Genomic DNA, 19,682 nt, shown 5'->3' on the forward strand with positions numbered 1-19,682 from the left:
CAGAGATACTGATAAACTTATTCATATAAATCAATAATCAGTGTAAAGCATATTATAAGTAAGGATCTTTACGCCAACTGCTAGGGCTACGACCACTCCAGCGTTTGAATGCACGACTAAAATTTGCTACATCACTATAGCCAAGTTCATCAGCAATTTGCTCAAGGGTATAGTCGGTACGTGAAAGTAACGAGGTTGCATGACGGTAACGAACTTCGTCAACCAATGTTGAAAAAGAAGTTCCTTCAGCCGCCAATTGACGTTTTAAGGTACGATCGGACATATGTAGGCGATCTGCAACATTTTCGATACTCAGATAATGCTGTTCTGAATGAGTTAAAATATCACGCACACGCATTGCCAAACGGCGTCTTTCACCTAAAGCGGAAAGCTCTGCTTCACATTGGTTAATGGCAATTTGACTGGCAATTGGGTCGGCATTGACCATCTTTAAACCCAAATAGGCTTTGTCAAAACTGGCAATTAAGTGTGGCTGTTCGAAACGCATAGTATATTGCTTTGACAGTTTTTCAATGTATTTGTCAAAACCTTCTGGCTTTGGAAAGTCAAAATCAATATCACCATGCAGGTCATTAATTCCAGTTAATGCCTTTGCCATGGTCATGATCCCAAAAGTCAGACCCATCACAATTTCAGTACGCAAAGGTTCGATTTCAATATCACATTGCAACTGTAAAGTGGCTTTTTCACCGAATGTAGAGAAGTACAATTGCAAAAAGGGCATACGCAATTGAATAAATCGGTTTGCCAGTACCAATGCATCAGTAATGTCATTGGCAGTCATGATGGCATAGCCAATAAAGCCATGAATCGAAATTCGCATCTGTGTTCCGAGGTGAAAGCCTAATGTGCTTTCGCCTGTCAGTTTCAGCGCATGTTTAATGAGCTCATTGGCAAGTGGTGTAGGTATTCGACATTCTGGTTCTGCGAGCTGTTCACTGGTAAAGTTAAACGGTGCAAATAATGTTTCCGCACTATATCCCCAACGCGAAACGATATCTAATAATAATAGTCCATAAACACCAGGAATTCCCTGATCTTGGCGAGCTGAGACTGTTTTCATGTGCTTTCCATTGCTCTGAACATTGCTTTTACTTGTTTCATCATATTGTCATGATATGGAAAAACCCTTAAATATTGTAAGACAAATTGAGGATTAATGCGCATCAAAATTACGTTTAAATACCACGATTTTGGTGGTTGAAATAAGTAATACATCATCATTTTGGTTTTTAGCTTGTGTGATATAGGTCACAATAGCACGATCATTTTTAGTTTTAGAAGGGGTAATCGAAACAATTTCAACATCGACATGAATTCGATCGCCAACTCGTGTAGGTCTGGGCCATCGTAAGCTGGACTCTGAACCAATCAGTCCATATGCAACAGGGAAGCATTCAGTCCAGAGTCGCATGGTGACCGCCGATGTATGCCAGCCACTTGCTGCTAATCCTTTAAAAATAGGATGATCTTTGGCTTTTTCTGCATCGGTATGGAACACTTGCGGATCATACTTATGTGCAAACTCTAAAACTTCATCCAAAGTCATTTCGTATTCACGACTTTTAAAATGATCACCTACGTTTAAATCTTCCAAATACAACATTGTTTATACATTCCCTTAATTTCACAAGATACTTATAAATCATGAATTTCTAAGTATAAAAATTAAATTATCTAAACATTTTCATTGTAAATTACCGTTATGCAATTTCAATGACTGTTTTGCCAAGGATTCATTTTTTTAAGTCGCATTAAAAAATACATTTCAGTTTTTAAACGATTCTAATCTTGGCATTGTCCAATGACTTTAAAGCAATGAAAATACGACTAAAGTGAATTAAGTGCTAGGTCCAAATGTTTTAAGCATCCAAACTTCACAAGCATGACTATGACATGTGTTGCCTTTAGGCGTGGGCAAATGCTCAAAGCCTAATTTTTCATAGAGTTTTACCGCTTGCCACAGGTTTTTAGTGGTTTCTAAATAACAGGCTTGAAAACCATGATGTTGAGCAAACTCAAAACATTGTTCAAGGATCTTTTTTGCAAATCCCAGACCACGAAGTTCGGGTAAAAAATACATTTTTTGAATTTCTAAAATAGAGGAATCTCCCTGTAATGGTGAAATACCGCCACCGCCACCGCCAACGATTCGACCATTACCATCCTCAATCACCCAATATTGTGCATTGTCTTGTGCGTATACGTGATATAAATCATCCAGAATAGGGTCGGCAACAGCAAAGCCAGACTCAGGTGCAAGACCAAATTCTTTAGATACCTCCCGAATGACTTGTGCAATCGCAGCATTATCTTGTATTTGTATAGTTCGAATTTGATACATAAGAATATGAAAATAAAAAGGTAGAATTTTTATAGCAAAAATTCTACCTTTTGTGATCAGTTGATAATTTAATTGATCAAAACTATAGCAGTTGAGGTTTGATCAACCATTTGAAACTATTTCAGTTCACTGGATGATTTTCCTAATTCACGTCGGGCAATAATCAACTGTTGAATTTGTTGTGTACCTTCAAAAATGTCGAGAATTTTTGAGTCACGTGCCCATTTTTCAAGCAGTTCATCTTCGTTATAGCCCACACTTGCGGCGAGTTCTACACATTTCAATGTAATTTCATTGCCAATACGTCCAGCTTTAGCTTTGGCAATTGAGGCTTCGCGTGAGTTGGGTTTTTTATTATCCGCCATCCAAGTGGCTTTAATGGTGAGTAAACGAGCAGCTTCCCATTCCGCTTCCATTCGATAAATTTGCGCTGCTAAATTGGAGCTCTGTAAATATGGTGTGGAATAGTCAGCATCAAGTTCATCTTTAAAAATTTCCTTGATTCGCTCTAAAGATGCTTTGGCACAACCTACAGCCATTGCTGCAACCAGAGGGCGAGTATTATCAAAGGTTTCCATTACCCCTGCAAAGCCTTTTGCGACATCAATTTCAGCATTGCCTAGTAAATTTGCGGCAGGTACACGACAATCAATAAAACTGATCGCAGCTGTATCCGATGCTTTAATGCCAAGTTTATGTTCTAAACGTTCAACTTTCATGCCCGGTGTACCTTTAGGCACAACAAAAGATTTGATCGCAGCTCGACCCAATTTTTTATCTAATGTTGCCCAGACCACCACAGAATCTGCACGCTCACCTGAAGTTACAAAGATTTTCTCGCCATTGAGAATATATTCGTCACCGTCTTGTGTCGCCGTGGTACGAATAGCGGCGGAGTCAGAACCACATCCCGGTTCAGTAATCGCCATTGCTGCCCATGTACCTTTAAATCGTTCTAGTTGTTCATCATTGGCAACCGCAGCAATTGCAGAGTTTCCTAAACCTTGACGTGGCATAGACAGAAGTAAACCAGTATCGCCATAGCACATTTCGATAATGCCTAAGGCGGTTGACATATTGGTCCCATTTTTATTGCTGTTGTCATGGTCACCACGTTTGTTGATTGCAGCACCAGCATTTAAGCCATCACCACCATCGTTCATACCATCGAGTAAAGAGGCAAGCATATCCAACTCTTTTGGGTAGGCATGTTCTGCTTTATCGTATTTACGTGAAATTGGACGTAATACATTAACAGCTGTTTCATGTGCTTGGTCTAAAAGCATTTTGAATTTTTTGGGATTTTGTAAATTCATGAGTAATATCCTTTTTTATTCGTTTTAAGCATGTAAACCAGAATGTAAAACAGCTGTAGCACGCAGATCACGGTACCAACGTTCAGCAGGATGTTCTTTGGTAAAACCATGCCCACCTAAAATTTGTACGCCATCTGTGGCGATTTTCATCGACTTTTCAGCACAAAGTAAGCGTGCCAAATATGCTTCACGATGGAAAGGTTGCCCTGATTCTGCCAAACTTGCAGCGTTGAGGATCAGCATACGCATTGCATCAATTTCTATTGCCATATCGGCAATCATAAAAGCTACACTTTGACGATGTGAAATAGGTTCACCAAATGCAGTGCGTTCATTGGCATATTTGATACTGTATTCTTTGACCGCTTCACAAGTTCCTACAGCCAGCGCACACCACATTAAATTACCTAAATCTAAAAAGGCAGGGTAGTTAAAGTCCTCGTCACCCAATCGTTGTGCAGGCGTTTGATCAAACTTAAGGGTCACTGTTTCCGTCGCTTTTAGACCCATTGCCGGTGTTTTTCTCACCGTAATACTGGAGTCACGATTGACAATAAACACATCAGGTTTGCCATTAAACTCAGCACTAACCAATATTAGATCAGCCGTTTCACCAAGCAAAACCAACGTTTTTTCACCCGTTAAGCTAAACTGACCATGTTGTGATGTTGCTTTGGTTTTTAAACGCATAGGATTAAAGGCAGGGGTTGCTTCTTGTACCGCAAAAGTGGCTTGAATTTCAGTATCATTGGCAAAACTAGGTAAATAAAGCGATTGTGATTTCTCAGAACCCCATTGCGTAATTGCATTAATCACACTAAATGTTGAGAGCAATCCCGCTGCAAGAGAAAAGTCACCTTTTGCTAAGCGCTCGGCAATCAAAATATTACTGACAATATTCTTCTCAGAAGCAACTCCACCTAAGGCTTCAGGCAACGCATAGTAATTCAAACCTAAGTCGATGCTGTGCTGCCAGAGTTCTACAGGAAATTTTTCATGATGGTCGGCTTGATGCGCCAATGGATAAAGTACTTCTGCGGCAAATTGATCCATTGCATCAACAGTCATTTGCTGTTCTTCTGTCAAGCTTAGATCAAAAAGCGATTTTTGTTGGTTGGGCAGTCTTTGTTTAGACACATTTGTATCTGATTTGAAGGCTTTTTGCGTGGCACTGAGCGTTTTAAAACCTGCTTTTGATCCTTGATAAAGTGATCTTTCAATAAATTTGCGCAATTTAAATTGATCAAGTAAATCGCTGCCTGCAATTTTTGTAATTAGATTTAAGCCCAACCCCTGAGCTTTATTTACCATATTGGTCATTCCGAAATACCCTGTATTCTAGTGTTGGTATGCGATCATCCTGACATGCAAAAAAAGAAAAAACTATGTCATAGATGACAAACTGATTGACCGTAGATGAATGGTTGTTAAAGTTGATTTATCAGATTTAATATGTTGTATTTATTTAATTATTTTTAAATAAAAATACCCAACAAATGTTGGGTATTGGTAAAAGTGACATTTTTGCAAAGTCACTTTAAAGAACTTTAAGATTGACCTACAGAAACGGAGTAATCATTTTACGTACATTGGTTTTGGCTTCAATTACAGTCATAAAGGTATAGGCACCAATAAATTTACGGCTAATAAACATAAACTCTTTCGGTGGCACACTGAAATAACGTGATGCCATTGATTTGGAAGCACGCTGCATCACACGACTATGTAATTGGCTTTTTTTCCAGTCATAACGGTTATGTTGATCCATCACACCAGCAGGTAGATCTGGGTTATTTAGTGGTGTGCTGAATGCTTCTGTTGCCAATAAGAAAACTTTTGCCATATCAGGTTTAATACTGAGCGGCATTGCATCAAAAAACTCATAGCCAGACATTGCATTGACCATCGCTTCAGCATCATGGTGATAACCTGCTTTAATCAAATTACAAGCAACTTTAAGAAGTTGGTTATCAAACTGACGAATCGCGCCAAAATCTAACAAGATGATTTTATCTTTGATGTCTTCTCCATTGCCTAAACGAACCAAATAATTACCAAAGTTCGGGTCTGTCTGCATTTCACCCCATTCAAAGAGTTCACGCACTGCAATTTCGAGTGAAGCTTCACCCAAAAGATTACGTCTTTCTTGAGGTAATGACAGCATAACAGGGCTGTTAATCGGCACACCACGTTCAAATGTCATACACAACACTTGATTGGTACAATAATCATCTATAATTTGTGGAACGCCATAGCGAGGATCTTCTTTGAGTCGTTGTGCGAAACGTCGAGTTGTTGCCGCTTCGACCTCGTAATTTACTTCACGATGCATCATTTCGCGAACTTCATCAAACCATTGATCAAATTCACGTGTTTGCGGAACCATACGCGTTAACTTGAGCATATTTTTAAATAGGCTCATGTCTGAGTCGATGGCATCTGCAACGCCTGGATATTGAATTTTTAAAACCAGTTCTAAACCATCAGATTTACGCGTTGCACGGTGAACTTGGGCAAGGGAAGCTGTGCCGATGGGTTCGTGGTCGATGGTTAAATCATTCAGTTTGGAGCCTAACTGGCTGACCAATTGTTGTTTAATTGCTGGCCAAGCAAGTGCAACGGTTTGATTGTTTAATGTATTCAGTGCTTGAGTAATTTCTTCAGGTAAAAAGTGTTCGCCATAGAGTGCCATCATTTGACCAATTTTGACGATCGAGCCTTTTAACTTGCCAATTTCCTGAACCAGATAATTGGCTTGTTCTTTCATCGCTTGTTTACGTTTTTTCTCTTTTTCTTCTTCACTTGAAAAGATTGAACTCGCACTTGAAGCTGCCCAGCGTGTACCAGCCAATAAGGATGCTTTTGCAATTGATAAACGGCGATCCATTGACGAGGTTTTTAACTGTTTGAGCTTTTCGTTCTGATCTGACATGAAGATAAAATCCTTTATAAGCGATTCGAAAAGATAAATAAGAACTAAGTGTAAGGAATATTACATGGAATGGCTGTATTTAAATAGTTCAATTCGCTGAATGGGGGAATTAAATTGATTCAACAGACCATCAGCAAAATAAATGATTACATTCTGAACTGAATTTTAATCTCATTTCGTGCAGATAAAGTTTGTCTATTGACTTCAATATGTTGGCTGATCATGTCTTTGACTTGTTGATTGGTAAACCCAAGTGCATAACCTTTGACAATAATGATACTCGGCAGACTAAAGAAAAAATATTTTACATCTTCAAGTGAAGGGGTTTCATAAACACCTTTTTCACTGAGTGTTTGTTGAAAAAATTGCTTTTCAGCTTTTACAGTTGCTGTAGATTCATCATTCCACCAAGATTGCCGCATGGCCATGAGATTGTTGTGCTTGTAACTCATAAATTAACTAAATTCAGAATAAATTTGAGGGCATTTCTATATATAAAGGCGAATCCATATAATTTCAAGCGAAGCCTTACTTGCAGTCGATTGCTTAACGATTTCAATACTGAAAATCTAGACAAACATGAGGAGATTGTATTTTATTTGAAATCTTTTAAACTGCTATTTTAAGCACTTAAATTAGAATAACTTGTTTATGGGGAATTTGATGTATTTAAAATATTGGGCATTGGGATTGGTTTTGGCGTTGCCGATTCAGGCACAGGCAATGGGTTATAGTACAAATTATATAAGTTGTATGAATGCTGCTGGTACACATTCTGCAAGCCTAGCAAATTGTATGCAAAGTGAATTTAGCAAACAAGATGATCGTTTAAAATCACTTTTTAAACAGACCCTTGATCTGTATTCGGATAAAGAAAAGAAAGCGCAAAAAAAATATCAAAAACAATGGTTAAAACAACGTAGTCAACAGTGTGATAAAGCTCAAAAATCTGTTTCAGACGATTATAAAATGAAATATTACAATTGCGCCCTGAAACAAACTGTAAACCGCGCGAATAGTCTAGAAAAACTCACTTATCGCCTGTAAATTTTGACAAAGTGGATAAATAATTGGCAAGTAAATTGTAGTAAAGGATTATAAATCTGGTTGAAAACAAGGTATCATAAGGCGTTTGAAATTATGACCTTGGAGAAACCCTAAGTGGATCGACCGACTATTAGCCCTGAACATTTACAGGAAGCTGCTGAAAACCTTTCAACAATTCGTGATTTTATTCGTTTTGGGGTTACAGCTTTACGTCAATACGATGCACATTTAGGTCAAGGTACAGAAGATTATTTTGCTGAAAGCTCTGCACTGGTCTTACAAACACTATCTCTAGAGTGGAATGCTGATGCTGAAATTTTAGATTCAAAATTATTACCTAGTGAAAAAGCAGAGTTTTTGAGTTTATTAGAACGTCGTATCAATGAAAAAATTCCGACCTCTTATTTATTAAACTTGTCTTATTTCTTTGGTAAACCTTTTTATGTCGATGAACGTGTATTGATTCCACGTTCACCGATTGCTGAATTGATTGAAAATCGTTTTGCACCCTATTGTTTGGATGAAAATGGACAGCTTCTTGAAGCTAAAAATAATTTGCCAGAAAATCCAAATCCAAAAACGCCTCAACGCATTTTAGATATGTGCACAGGTTCGGGCTGTATCGCGATTGCATTGGCATATGCATTCCCAGATTCAGAGGTTGATGCCACTGATATTTCTAAAGAGGCTTTAGAAGTTGCTTCTATCAATACCGAACATCATAACAAGCAGTATCAAGTTGCATTACTTGAATCAGATTTGTTTGCAAAAATTCCTGCTGAAAATCAATATGATTTAATCGTTTCTAATCCACCGTATGTGGATGCTGAAGATATGGCTGACTTACCAGAAGAATTCCATCATGAGCCAGAATTAGCATTGGCGGCAGGTCAAGATGGTCTCGATTTAGTCCGTAAAATGCTGGCTCAAGCCGCTGACTATTTAACTGAAGATGGTTTGATTGTCATTGAGGTGGGTAATTCTGAATGGGCAATGAAACAGAATTTTAATACAATTGATTTCTATTGGTTACAGTTCCAAAAAGGTGGTTCAGGCATATTTGCGCTTACTGCTCAACAGTGTCGCAATTTCCGTGATTTATTTATTCAATCGATTCAAGCATAAGGAGTTGTAAGCATGGCAGGTAATAGTATTGGACAGCTCTTCCGTGTAACGACTTGTGGTGAATCTCATGGCGTAGGATTGATGGCAATTGTGGATGGCGTACCACCCGGATTGGAATTATCTGCCGAAGATTTACAAATTGATCTGGATCGACGTAAACCGGGGACTTCCAAGTTTTCTACACAACGTAAAGAACCAGATGAAGTAGAAATCATCTCAGGTGTTTTTGAAGGTAAAACGACAGGTACCTCGATTGGTCTATTGATTCGCAATACAGATCAAAAATCCAAAGATTATGGCAATATCGCACAAACCTTCCGCCCAGGACATGCAGATTATACCTATACCCAAAAGTATGGTTTCCGTGATTACCGAGGTGGGGGGCGCTCAAGCGCACGTGAAACAGCAATGCGTGTTGCAGCAGGTGCAATCGCTAAAAAATTCCTTGCTGAAAAGTTTGGTATTGTGATTCGTGGGCATGTGACGCAGATCGGCACTGAAAAAACAGAAACATTGGATTGGAATGAAGTACCTAATAATCCTTTCTTTTGTGGTGACATCAATGCAGTGCCTCGTTTTGAAGCCTTAGTGACTTCTTTAAGAGAACAAGGCACAAGTTGTGGGGCAAAACTTGAGATTTTGGCAGAAAAAGTGCCTGTAGGTTGGGGTGAACCTGTATTTGATCGTTTAGATGCAGATATTGCACATGCGATGATGTCAATCAATGCAGTCAAAGGCGTAGAAATTGGTGATGGTTTTGCTGTTGCAGAACAGTTTGGTCATGAAACGCGTGATGAGTTGACCACAGATGGCTTTCTTGCCAATCATGCAGGCGGCATATTGGGTGGAATTTCTTCTGGTCAGACCATTCGTGTCGCGATTGCACTCAAACCTACTGCAAGTATTACGACTCCTGGCAAAACCATTAATTTGAATCGTGAAGATACGGATGTATTAACCAAAGGTCGCCATGATCCTTGTGTGGGGGTACGTGCAACGCCTATTGCTGAAGCAATGTTGGCAATCGTGTTGATGGATCACTTTATGCGTCATCGCGCACAGAATGCGGATGTTGTTGCACCTTTTACGCCAATTGAGCCTAAATGATTTCAATATTCGGGGGTATTTTTAATTAAAAATATCCCTTATGATTTTGAAAAGTATGAGAAGTTGCATAAAAATGGTAACTTCTATACATAAAAAACCAGACTTGATGTCTGGTTTTTTTATTCAAAGCATTGAAAATTTAATTATTTTTCAACGATCTGACCTGTATAACCTTTTAAGAAAGTCAAATAAGCAGAAGACTGTTGTCCATCAGCTTTTAAAATTGAACGTTCTACATCACCTTGATTAGTAACCAGTTTAAGCGAAATTTCTTTACCGTTACGGAACGAGTTTAGGAAACTTACTGGAACATTGATTGAGTTTGAAGACACTGTACCAGCGTATTGTGTGCTATTGATGGTTGAGTATGTATAAGGTTGACCATCAACAAGGAAAACGAACTGAGTAATATCATATTTAGTTGGATTATCGATTTCTGCAGTAATCTTAAAACCATCACGGATTTCATCTTTCCAACGCATCGAAAGCTCAGGGCAAACTTCATTTGCTTCACAGATTAAAGGTCCTTTGGTCACGACTCTTTCTGGATAAGAACCAGCACAACCTGCCAAAGTTAAACATGCTAAAGAAGAAATTAAAGCAAATTGAAGTTTCATAACGCTTCCTAATAAGTTCATTCGTGTTATTGATTGTTCATAATGTATATAAAATTTACCGCTTTTTAGTAAAAAAGTGAATTAAAATATTTCAGTAAATTGTACAGCGCCTATATTTGAAGCAGTTATGTTAATCAGTTGTTAAAATATTCAAAATTTCTCTGGCAACATTGGCGGTTAATTGCTCCAAGCGGGCAACAGGCGTTGCATCGATGAAATATTGGTAACTGTATTTTCGTTGCTGATAAAGGATACTAATAAAAAATGTACCTTCCGGTTTTTCAGCCGTTGCACTACCTCCTGGTTTAAGCAAACCAGTACAACTCACCATGATATCTGCCGAAGGAAACAGTTGCTTGCCATGAACCGCCATTGCCTCAGTTACTTGAGCTGATTCAGCTGTATACTGTTCGATAAGAGAAGGAGCGATTTTCAGCACAGAAACTTTAATAGACGGATCATAGCTGACTAATCCACCTAATAAAATATCAGCACCACTATGTTTATAAATTGAAAATTGACTACACAAATAGCCAGAACTGGCACTTTCAATAAAGGCGACTTTTAAACCTTTTTGTTCGAGAAGGTTACAACACTGTACTAAAGACATTGGTTCTGAACTCTTGATGAATTATATTGTATTCAATCAGTTGAATGCAGAAATAATAGCAAAATTTATCAACCTGCTGAATAGTGTACTATTGTGAGTAAAAAACAATCAGTCTGAATGTGCCTCCGTGATTTTGAAATAACACTGTCATATTTCTTTGCGATACTGTGTTCAGAAAAAATAAAAACAAAAGATAATTACAAAATCAGTTAAAAATATAATTAGCGTAAACGTCTGTATCTACAGCCGACCCACTTTTAATCAGTGGGTTTTCCTTTTTATGCCATTTGGAGAATTACTATTCAATATTATCAAATTTTATCTTTCAAACAGCTAAAAAAGTGATATAAATAAAAATAAAGTGCATATGAAAAAGGAGTGTGAATAATGAAAACAACAGTTAAATATGTTGTCTTAAAGAGCAGAGAATATCAGCTTGGCACACCTCTATTTGAAGAAAGTATTGAAGCTGAAGGTGATTATTTTGATCAAATACCCGATGTAATTCATTATCAAAATCACGAATTCAAGGTCAAGTCAAAAGAGCTAAATCGAAAACAAATTTTTGATGATTTCGAAGAGTCGCAAACCATTTTAGTCAAAGTGATTGCAATCACATAATTTTCTATTCGTTTTAATTATTAAAGCCCACGATATCGTAGGCTTTAATATTGAACAAATTAAATTTATTGTTTAATGATTAATACTGGCAACTGAGTTTGTCCAAGTACGTCTTGAGCGAAGCTTCCCAATAAAAACTTTTGGAAGCCTTTTCGTCCATGTGATCCCATAACAATCAGATCAGTGTTCAATGACTCCGCTGTCTTAATGAAGGTTTCTGCAGACACCGAATTTCTCACCACTTGAGTTTCGATTTGTGCACCTTGTTGTTCTGCCAGCTGTCTCGCTTTGCTTAAAGCTTCCTCAGCATTTTTGATTGCTTCTTGAATATATTCTTTCAGCATATCTGGAGAATAATAGAAGTCCGCTGCTGCAAATGGATCATCTGCAACAACACTGATCGCAGTAAGTTTACTGCCAAATGCTTTGGCAATAGATGCAGCATGCTTGATTGCTGAGAAAGAAATGTCTGAACCGTCAACTGGAACAAGAATATTTTGATAAGACATAATTTCACCTTTTAATTATTGAGCTTGAAAATACTAATCTTTACTGAGTGTCGATTTAATAATCAGTACAGGCAGTGGACAAATCGATAAAACTTCTTGAGCAACGCTACCTAAAAAGAATTTTTTGAAACCTGTACGCCCGTGTGATCCCATAACAATAAGATCTACATTCAATTCATCAGCAGCGTTCAAAATACCGGTTGCTGGAGGAACTTCACGAACAACTTTGGTATCTACAGCACTCACGCCATGGTGCAGTAATGTTTCTTGAATATCTTTTAAACGTGCAAGCGCATTTTTCTCAGCTTCGAGTAAATATTGTGTCACCGCAGGCGCAACTTTATAGAAGTCGACTCCCTTAAATGGGTCAACAGCAATCACGCTGGTTACGGTAATTTTACAGTTAAAAGCAAGTGCAAGTTTCTCAGCATGTTCAACTGCAGCATAAGAAATAGGAGAGTCATCTACAGCAAGAAGGATATGTTGATAAGCCATTATAAGTGTCTCCTTTTTATCTGATTCTTGATTCATTGATAACACATTGTAGCCATTGTCGCAATTCGATAATTGCATTTAAATTTGATTAAATATCTGTTATTTCAATATTTTGTGAAATACACATATTTTTTTTATGGTTTTATTTTGTAATCTTAACTTTTCATTTCAAAATACTGGATAATTTTATAAAAAATATGAATTTCATTTTATCGTTAAAGTTTTAAATATGCTGTCATTGATCTAAACAAAACAAAAATTGGCATGATAAATGCATTAATTTAATGCAAAGCAATATGAATGAATAAATTTTTGGCATCAATTTGGAACATTTTAAATGTGATGTCTAATCAAAGTGGATGAGCATGAAAATTTATACACTACGTTTAGAAAGCATACACCCAGATAAGACAGTAGAAAGTGTAGCGCTCACTTTTGATACTCGGCAAAAGAGCCGTTTTCGTGCAACTTTGAATAATGGGCACGATATTGGTGCAGATTTACCAAGAACAGGTATTTTGCGTAGCGGCTCTTATATCGCAACTGAACAAGGAGAAGTGCTGAGAATAGATGCAAAACCTGAAAAGTTGATGCAAGTCATTGCGTCAAATAGTTTTGATTTATTAAAAGCGGCTTATCATTTAGGCAATCGCCATGTGCCTTTGATGCTGACTCCAACGGCACTTTATTTCGAACCAGATCATGTGCTTGCTGAGATGATTTTAGGGCTTGGTCTAACAGTGAATGAAGTTGAACATCCGTTTGAGCCTGAAAGTGGGGCTTATGCACAACATCAGCATGATCATCGTTTAAGCCCAATTAAGGCTTTGCATCATGTCCATCACTAATGCATCACAATTACTCAGCTTACTCACGCTGTCATCTACAGCTTTGCCTATTGGTACCTATTGCTATTCGCAAGGTGTAGAAAGTGCAATTGAGCAAGGCTTAATTCATGATGAAGTGTCAAGTATTGCTTATTTTAATGAAGTGTTAGAGATGTTGTTGGTGCGTTTTGAATTGCCGATTTTAAAACGCTTGATGCAACACTATTCGAATGATGAACAGTTTTTAGTCTGGGCGAATTTTTATCGAGCCAGCCGTGAATCCAAAGAATTGTTGGCTGAATCACAGCAATTGGCATTTTCCTTAAATGCATGGATTCGAGATGTGCTTTTGCAAAAAGTTGAAGTGAAAAAGCAATTTGGTTTTGTCCCTGTCTATGCACATTTATGTGGCAGTCTAAAACTGAATTTGCATGATGTACTGACCGCTTACACCTTCACTGTTTTAGAAAACCAAGTTCTTGCAACGGTAAAGACTGTTCCACTTGGACAAATGAGTGGACAAAGAATTTTATGGCATCTACACAGTTTAATTCCTCAAGCAATAGAACGAGCATTACAACTTGAAGATGATGAATTGAGCAGTGCTTTACCTAACTATGCGATGTTAAGTATGTCGCATGAAACGCAATATTCACGATTATTTAGATCATAGTTAAACACATACTGATTAAAGTATCTTTTTGATAACTCAGTATCATGCACAAAAAAAGGAAAAATCATGACAGAACGTAGCCCTTTGCGTGTCGGAATAGGTGGACCTGTAGGCTCGGGAAAAACAGCCTTAACTTTAAATCTCTGTTTAGCATTGCGTAACAAATACAATATGGCTGTGGTGACCAATGATATCTACACCAAAGAAGATTCCAACTTTTTAACACGTCATGAAGCTATGTCGCCTGACCGAATCGTAGGTGTTGAAACTGGGGGCTGCCCACATACTGCAATCCGTGAAGATGCTTCCATTAATCTTGCTGCAATCGATGATCTATGTGAAAAGTTTGATGGACTGGAGCTGATTATTATTGAAAGTGGTGGTGATAATTTAGCAGCTACATTTAGCCCAGAATTATCAGATTTAACCTTGTATGTAATTGATGTTGCAGGCGGTGAGAAGATTCCGCGCAAAGGCGGACCAGGAATAACCAAATCAGACTTATTGATTATTAATAAAACAGATTTAGCACCGATGGTTGGGGCAAATCTTGACGTCATGGATCAAGATGCAAAGCGTATGCGGGGTGAAAAACCATTCTTGTTTTCGAATATGAAAACGCAAGATGGTTTAAATCAAATCATTGATTTTATTGAAAAACAGGGCTTATTTAAAGCTTAATTCATAGATTAAATATTGTAAAAAGTTAATAAAAATTGAAGGAGAATTAACATGCGTTTAATTCAGAAAAGTTCGATTACACTGATCGCATATATCCCTGTTTTGGCTTTGGCTCATCCTGGGCATGATCATCACACAGGCTTTTGGGCTGGTTTTATTCACCCATTTACAGGTTTGGATCATTTGATGATGGCAATCGCTTTTGGCGTGTTGATGTGGACAGCGAACCAGCGTTGGAAATTATTTGGTTTGATTGGTCTTGCCATCGCAATGGTCGCAGGCTTTATGATTGGCAGTCAAGATCTAATTCCGTCATCAGTTGCTGAATATGGCATTATCGCTTCTTTGGTTTTATTGGCGATCGCATTGTGGACCAAATCCAATCAAGCCTTGCCTATTGTAGCTGTGTTATTGGCAAGTTTTCACGGAGTCGCACATGGCACAGAATTAGGTCAATCTGGTCATGCCAGTCTTTTAGTTTTGGGTATGGTCACAGCAATGGCACTGATTTATGCAGGTGGATTAGGCATTGGTGCATTGATTAAAAAATATGTACCTTATGGCAAGCAGATCATTGGCACATTGGCAGCATTAGTCGCTGTGATTGGATTGGCTTGATGTTCAATAAACCTTTAAAAGCCTTTGATGTATAAAATGTATAAATGGTCATGACAAATTTAATTACCCAACCATGCCATGATTCTTTGTGGTATGCCAAATTAGAATTGGGCTTTAAGGTACAGGCTGATCGAACCGTACTGAGTCATCGCAAGCATTATGGTCCTGTACGTGTTCAAAAAATGCTTTGGCCAGAAAGAACAGGAATTTGTCATGCCATTATTGTTCATCCGCCTGCGGGTATTGCAGGCGGAGATCATTTAACCTTTGATATTCATGTGGGTGCTTCCGCACATGCATTGGTCACTACGCCGGGCGCAGGAAAATGGTACCGAACCAATGCCAAACAGGCATTCCAGCATATTTTTATCCACGTAGAAAATGATGCAGTTTTTGAATGGTTGCCACAAGAAACCATGTTGTTTGATGGTGCGAATGCGCGCTCAGAAACCATTATTCAACTTGATTCACGGGCGAGTTTCATTGGTTGGGATATGTTGGTGATTGGGCGACAGGCACGTGAAGAAAAATTTCAAACAGGTGCTTATAAAAATCAATTTAAACTGAAACGCAATGAACAATTATTGGTCGCAGATACATTGCATTTTAGAGGCGATGATCGTTGGTTAAGTTCTAGTCTAGGAATGAATCATTATGCAGTGATGGGGAGTTTTTGGGCGGTAGCCCCTGAAAAGTTTCGTTCGAGTTTTTTCTTGGAGCAACATATCGACTTAATCCGAGAATTGATCATGAGAATGAATCTGCCCGTCACTTTAACCTTACTGGGTGATGTGGTCTGTGCTCGTTATCTCGGTGATGATGTTCGACATTGTCATGATGCTTTTGCTGCAATTCGTGCCAAATTAAGACGTTTTTGGTTTAATTTAGATGAAGAATTTCCAAGAATTTGGCGAACGTGAAATTATGAAAAAATCGAAATAGGGAAAAGAATTTTATGCCAGTCTATTATAATCAATAAATTGATTTAAAACGCATTGTTTTTATCAAGAATAACTGTGCCTTAAGAGAGAAATATAAATGAAAAACTTGATTCTATTGCTTAGCTTTTTACCTTTGATGGCTTATGCTGAAGTAAATAATCTAGATCTTGAAAAGATTCAAGCGAAAATACACAGTAATCCTGTTTTTAAAAACACATTAGATCAATGCCCAGCCGATCAAAAACTGAGTGATGGAATAAAAACAACAAAAACTTATTTTAAAAAACAGCAAAGTTGTCAAAATAATATTAAAAGTTGTTATGCAAAATGTTTAGATAAAGACGGCTATGCTTGTTATTTTACCGCTTTAGAGTTGCAAAGTGCGAATTACAAAATAGATGCTGAGAAATTATTTCAAAAAGGCTGTGAAGCGGGTGTACCAACTGCATGTACCAATCGTGCATCAGGAATTGAATTTTACGCACAGCAAGCACTTCCTATCCAACAAAATCAATGTATTACTAAAGCTTTCAAGCAAACCTGTGATATGAATGATCCTTGGGGGTGTACCATGTATGCATCAAAACTTATCAGCGGAATAGAACCTCAAATTGATTATCAAAAAGCGCTGAAGATATTGAATAAAAGCTGTCAACTTGCTCAAGATCATCCTGCATGTATTCAATCCATAGAATTAAAGCAATATATTCTCAATACGATGAAGAAAAAATAATTTTTTGCATGAATCTTGCTTGTAAACCATATAACTCAGTTAGGAATAAATCATGGAACTCAACCCTACAGAAAAAGACAAACTTCTGATTTTTACCGCTGGTTTAGTTGCAGAAAGACGTAAAGCCCGTGGATTAAAACTGAACTACCCAGAATCAATTGCTTTTATTTCCGCAGCATTGCTTGAAGGGGCACGTGATGGCATGACGGTCAGCGAACTGATGCACTATGGTACGACATTACTCAGTCGTGAAGACGTGATGGATGGTGTGGCAGAGATGATTGCTGAAGTACAGGTTGAGGCAACTTTTCCAGATGGTTCAAAGTTAGTCACCGTTCATCAACCGATTGAATAAAATAAAATTCTAAATTTGGGAGCAAGACGATGATACCCGGTGAAATGATCACGCCTGATAGTGATATTGAAATGAATGTTGGACGAGAAGTCTTAAAAATAAGTGTAGCAAATCTAGGCGATCGCCCGATTCAAATCGGTTCGCATTTTCATTTTTATGAAGCCAATGATGCTTTGCAATTTGATCGAGAGCGTGCCAAAGGCTTTCGTTTGAATATTGCCGCAGGCACGGCAGTACGCTTTGAACCGGGGCAAAGTCGTGATGTTGAAATCGTTGCACTTGCAGGTAAACGTGAAGTATATGGCTTTGCAGGTCGCATCATGGGCAAATTAGACCAACAGGATAATGAATAATGAAAATGTCACGTCGCGCATATGCTGAAATGTTTGGTCCTACACTAGGAGATCGTGTTCGATTAGCAGATACTGAGCTATTTATTGAAGTTGAACAGGACCTAACCACCTATGGTGAAGAGGTTAAATTTGGTGGTGGTAAAGTCATTCGTGATGGTATGGGGCAGTCACAACTGTTGGCAGATCAGGTTGCTGATACGGTGATTACCAATGCTTTGATTGTCGATTGGTGGGGAATTATCAAAGCAGATGTTGGCTTAAAAAATGGTCGAATCTGGAAGATAGGCAAAGCAGGTAATCCTGATATTCAGCCAGATATTACCATTCCACTAGGTGCGGCAACTGAAGTTATTGCAGGTGAAGGGCAAATATTAACAGCAGGGGGAATAGACACACATATCCATTGGATTTGCCCGCAGCAAGTCGAAACAGCATTGATGTCAGGAACGACTACAATGATTGGCGGTGGTACAGGTCCCGCAGCAGGAACTTCAGCCACAACTGTAACCCCAGGTCCGTGGCATATTGCGACGATGTTACAAGCGATAGATGACTTACCTATGAATATCGGTTTATTGGGCAAGGGGAATTTGAGCCAGCCTGCACCCATTGCAGAACAGATTCAAGCTGGTGTGGTTGGGCTGAAACTTCATGAAGACTGGGGTTCTACACCAGCTGCAATTGATAATTGCCTGACTGTCGCAGACGAGTATGATGTACAAGTTGCGATTCATACCGATACTTTAAATGAAGGTGGTTTTCTTGAAGAAACATTAGCCGCTTTTAAAAATCGTACAATCCACACGTATCATACAGAAGGTGCAGGTGGTGGACATGCTCCTGATATTTTAAAAGCCATTGGGCAAGCGAATGTTTTGCCATCTTCGACTAACCCAACACGACCTTATACGATCAATACCATTGATGAGCATTTAGATATGCTGATGGTCTGTCATCATTTAGATCCAGCAATTGCTGAAGATGTCGCTTTTGCAGAAAGCCGTATTCGTCGGGAAACAATTGCCGCTGAAGATATTTTGCAAGATCTCGGTGCTATTTCGATGATGTCATCGGATTCACAGGCGATGGGACGTGTGGGGGAAGTGATTTTAAGAACATGGCAAACCGCGCATAAAATGAAAGTACAACGTGGACCATTGGAGGGTGATAATCAATATCACGATAACAATCGTGTAAAGCGTTATATTGCAAAATATACCATCAACCCTGCGATTACTCATGGTTTAAGCCATGAGGTAGGTTCAGTTGAAGAAGGAAAGTTGGCAGATTTGGTGTTATGGAAACCTGCATTTTTTGGGGTCAAACCATCCATGATTATTAAAGGTGGAATGATTGCTGCTGCACCAATGGGCGATATTAATGCTTCAATTCCTACGCCACAGCCCGTTCATTATCGTCCGATGTTTGGCGCATATCCAAGAGGGGTTCATAATACCTGTATTACTTTCCTATCTCAGGTTGCGATTGATCAGGGTGTTGCAGAAAAGTTGCAACTAAAAAAGCTGATTTCGCCCTGTAAAAATACCCGAAATATCAGTAAAAATGACATGAAACATAATTGTTATTGTCCTGTCATGGATGTACACCCTGAAACTTATGAAGTTCGTGCAGACGGAGTTCATTTGACTTGTGAGCCTGCGGAAGTTTTACCGATGGCACAGCGTTATTTTCTGTTTTAATCATTATGGGTAAAAAGCTTAAAACTCCTTTTTAGTCAAAAAGGAGTTTTAAAAAAA

At 38.4% G+C, this 19,682-nt stretch carries 24 protein-coding genes; 13 read left to right on the forward strand and 11 right to left on the reverse strand.

Translation table 11 applies throughout. The features are described 5' to 3' along the window. Positions 1-52: 52 nt before the first annotated feature. The 7 genes from TOL5_RS10355 to TOL5_RS10385 form a co-directional block, all read right to left on the reverse strand. Positions 53-1,084, reverse strand: coding sequence for an AraC family transcriptional regulator (locus tag TOL5_RS10355; RefSeq protein ID WP_004830660.1), 1,032 nt, complete (start codon positions 1,082-1,084; stop codon positions 53-55). 93 nt (positions 1,085-1,177) lie between these two features. Continuing rightward, positions 1,178-1,627: a MaoC family dehydratase gene (locus tag TOL5_RS10360; RefSeq protein ID WP_004830661.1), complete on the reverse strand. Its 450-nt coding sequence runs from the start codon at positions 1,625-1,627 to the stop codon at positions 1,178-1,180. A gap of 234 nt (positions 1,628-1,861) precedes the next feature. After that, the gene (locus TOL5_RS10365) at positions 1,862-2,365 is read right to left on the reverse strand and encodes a GNAT family N-acetyltransferase (RefSeq protein ID WP_121774399.1); all 504 of its coding nucleotides are present in this window, start codon (positions 2,363-2,365) and stop codon (positions 1,862-1,864) included. A gap of 116 nt (positions 2,366-2,481) precedes the next feature. Beyond that, complete coding sequence (locus tag TOL5_RS10370; protein WP_042088727.1) at positions 2,482-3,681, reverse strand: acyl-CoA dehydrogenase family protein; 1,200 nt, start codon at positions 3,679-3,681, stop codon at positions 2,482-2,484. A 24-nt stretch (positions 3,682-3,705) separates the two neighbouring features. Next, the gene (locus tag TOL5_RS10375) at positions 3,706-4,992 is read right to left on the reverse strand and encodes an acyl-CoA dehydrogenase family protein (RefSeq protein ID WP_171248722.1); all 1,287 of its coding nucleotides are present in this window, start codon (positions 4,990-4,992) and stop codon (positions 3,706-3,708) included. A gap of 247 nt (positions 4,993-5,239) precedes the next feature. Then, on the reverse strand, positions 5,240-6,613 hold the full coding sequence (locus tag TOL5_RS10380) for an ABC1 kinase family protein (RefSeq protein WP_004830666.1): 1,374 nt from the start codon (positions 6,611-6,613) through the stop codon (positions 5,240-5,242). Between the two features lie 146 nt (positions 6,614-6,759). After that, positions 6,760-7,065: a hypothetical protein gene (locus TOL5_RS10385; protein ID WP_035301538.1), complete on the reverse strand. Its 306-nt coding sequence runs from the start codon at positions 7,063-7,065 to the stop codon at positions 6,760-6,762. Positions 7,066-7,276: 211 nt separating this feature from the next. On the opposite strand from TOL5_RS10385, the gene TOL5_RS10390 reads away from it, so the two are divergent. The 3 genes from TOL5_RS10390 to aroC all read left to right on the forward strand — a co-directional run bounded on the left by TOL5_RS10390 (position 7,277) and on the right by aroC (position 9,892). Continuing rightward, on the forward strand, positions 7,277-7,660 hold the full coding sequence (locus tag TOL5_RS10390) for a lysozyme inhibitor LprI family protein (RefSeq protein ID WP_042088729.1): 384 nt from the start codon (positions 7,277-7,279) through the stop codon (positions 7,658-7,660). 114 nt (positions 7,661-7,774) lie between these two features. After that, a complete protein-coding gene (gene prmB, locus TOL5_RS10395) occupies positions 7,775-8,785 on the forward strand; it encodes a 50S ribosomal protein L3 N(5)-glutamine methyltransferase (RefSeq protein ID WP_042088730.1) in 1,011 nt (336 codons plus the stop codon). A gap of 12 nt (positions 8,786-8,797) precedes the next feature. After that, positions 8,798-9,892, forward strand: a complete 1,095-nt coding sequence (gene aroC / locus TOL5_RS10400; RefSeq protein WP_009586917.1) for a chorismate synthase — start codon at positions 8,798-8,800, stop codon at positions 9,890-9,892. Positions 9,893-10,035: 143 nt separating this feature from the next. On the opposite strand, the gene TOL5_RS10405 is transcribed toward aroC, so the two are convergent. Together TOL5_RS10405 and TOL5_RS10410 are read right to left on the reverse strand one after the other, a co-directional pair. After that, on the reverse strand, positions 10,036-10,509 hold the full coding sequence (locus TOL5_RS10405) for a hypothetical protein (protein WP_005031671.1): 474 nt from the start codon (positions 10,507-10,509) through the stop codon (positions 10,036-10,038). 130 nt (positions 10,510-10,639) lie between these two features. Then, positions 10,640-11,119, reverse strand: a complete 480-nt coding sequence (locus TOL5_RS10410) for a CinA family protein (protein ID WP_042088731.1) — start codon at positions 11,117-11,119, stop codon at positions 10,640-10,642. 387 nt (positions 11,120-11,506) lie between these two features. On the opposite strand from TOL5_RS10410, the gene TOL5_RS10415 reads away from it, so the two are divergent. Next, positions 11,507-11,740, forward strand: coding sequence for a hypothetical protein (locus tag TOL5_RS10415; protein ID WP_004830673.1), 234 nt, complete (start codon positions 11,507-11,509; stop codon positions 11,738-11,740). A gap of 65 nt (positions 11,741-11,805) precedes the next feature. Here TOL5_RS10415 and TOL5_RS10420 read toward each other — a convergent pair whose 3' ends face one another. After that, a complete protein-coding gene (locus TOL5_RS10420; protein WP_004830674.1) occupies positions 11,806-12,249 on the reverse strand; it encodes a universal stress protein in 444 nt (147 codons plus the stop codon). Between the two features lie 33 nt (positions 12,250-12,282). Then, positions 12,283-12,744 carry a universal stress protein gene (locus TOL5_RS10425; RefSeq protein WP_121774397.1) on the reverse strand — a complete coding sequence of 154 codons (462 nt, stop codon included), beginning with the start codon at positions 12,742-12,744 and terminating at the stop codon, positions 12,283-12,285. Between the two features lie 365 nt (positions 12,745-13,109). On the opposite strand from TOL5_RS10425, the gene ureE reads away from it, so the two are divergent. The 9 genes from ureE to ureC all read left to right on the forward strand — a co-directional run bounded on the left by ureE (position 13,110) and on the right by ureC (position 19,625). Then, complete coding sequence (ureE, locus tag TOL5_RS10430) at positions 13,110-13,592, forward strand: urease accessory protein UreE (protein ID WP_042088734.1); 483 nt, start codon at positions 13,110-13,112, stop codon at positions 13,590-13,592. After that, complete coding sequence (locus tag TOL5_RS10435) at positions 13,579-14,244, forward strand: urease accessory protein UreF (RefSeq protein ID WP_042088735.1); 666 nt, start codon at positions 13,579-13,581, stop codon at positions 14,242-14,244. Before ureE ends, TOL5_RS10435 begins: the two co-directional genes overlap by 14 nt. Positions 14,245-14,310: 66 nt before the next feature. Next, entirely contained in the window at positions 14,311-14,925 is a 615-nt protein-coding gene (gene ureG / locus TOL5_RS10440) for an urease accessory protein UreG (protein ID WP_009586876.1), read from the forward strand. Between the two features lie 51 nt (positions 14,926-14,976). Next, positions 14,977-15,543, forward strand: a complete 567-nt coding sequence (locus TOL5_RS10445; protein ID WP_009586903.1) for a HupE/UreJ family protein — start codon at positions 14,977-14,979, stop codon at positions 15,541-15,543. Between the two features lie 50 nt (positions 15,544-15,593). Further along, positions 15,594-16,463 (forward strand): urease accessory protein UreD, encoded by an 870-nt coding sequence (locus tag TOL5_RS10450; RefSeq protein ID WP_042088816.1) that lies wholly within the window; start codon positions 15,594-15,596, stop codon positions 16,461-16,463. 118 nt (positions 16,464-16,581) lie between these two features. Continuing rightward, complete coding sequence (locus TOL5_RS10455) at positions 16,582-17,217, forward strand: sel1 repeat family protein (protein WP_052455974.1); 636 nt, start codon at positions 16,582-16,584, stop codon at positions 17,215-17,217. Positions 17,218-17,269: 52 nt separating this feature from the next. Further along, the gene (gene ureA / locus TOL5_RS10460; RefSeq protein WP_004830684.1) at positions 17,270-17,572 is read left to right on the forward strand and encodes an urease subunit gamma; all 303 of its coding nucleotides are present in this window, start codon (positions 17,270-17,272) and stop codon (positions 17,570-17,572) included. A 29-nt stretch (positions 17,573-17,601) separates the two neighbouring features. Further along, entirely contained in the window at positions 17,602-17,925 is a 324-nt protein-coding gene (locus TOL5_RS10465) for an urease subunit beta (protein WP_151713191.1), read from the forward strand. Next, a complete protein-coding gene (gene ureC, locus TOL5_RS10470; protein ID WP_009586925.1) occupies positions 17,925-19,625 on the forward strand; it encodes an urease subunit alpha in 1,701 nt (566 codons plus the stop codon). The genes TOL5_RS10465 and ureC overlap by 1 nt, the downstream gene beginning before the upstream one ends. Positions 19,626-19,682: the final 57 nt, after the last annotated feature.

The sequence above is a fragment of the Acinetobacter sp. Tol 5 genome, assembly GCF_019702905.1.
GTDB classification, from domain to species: domain Bacteria; phylum Pseudomonadota; class Gammaproteobacteria; order Pseudomonadales; family Moraxellaceae; genus Acinetobacter; species Acinetobacter bereziniae.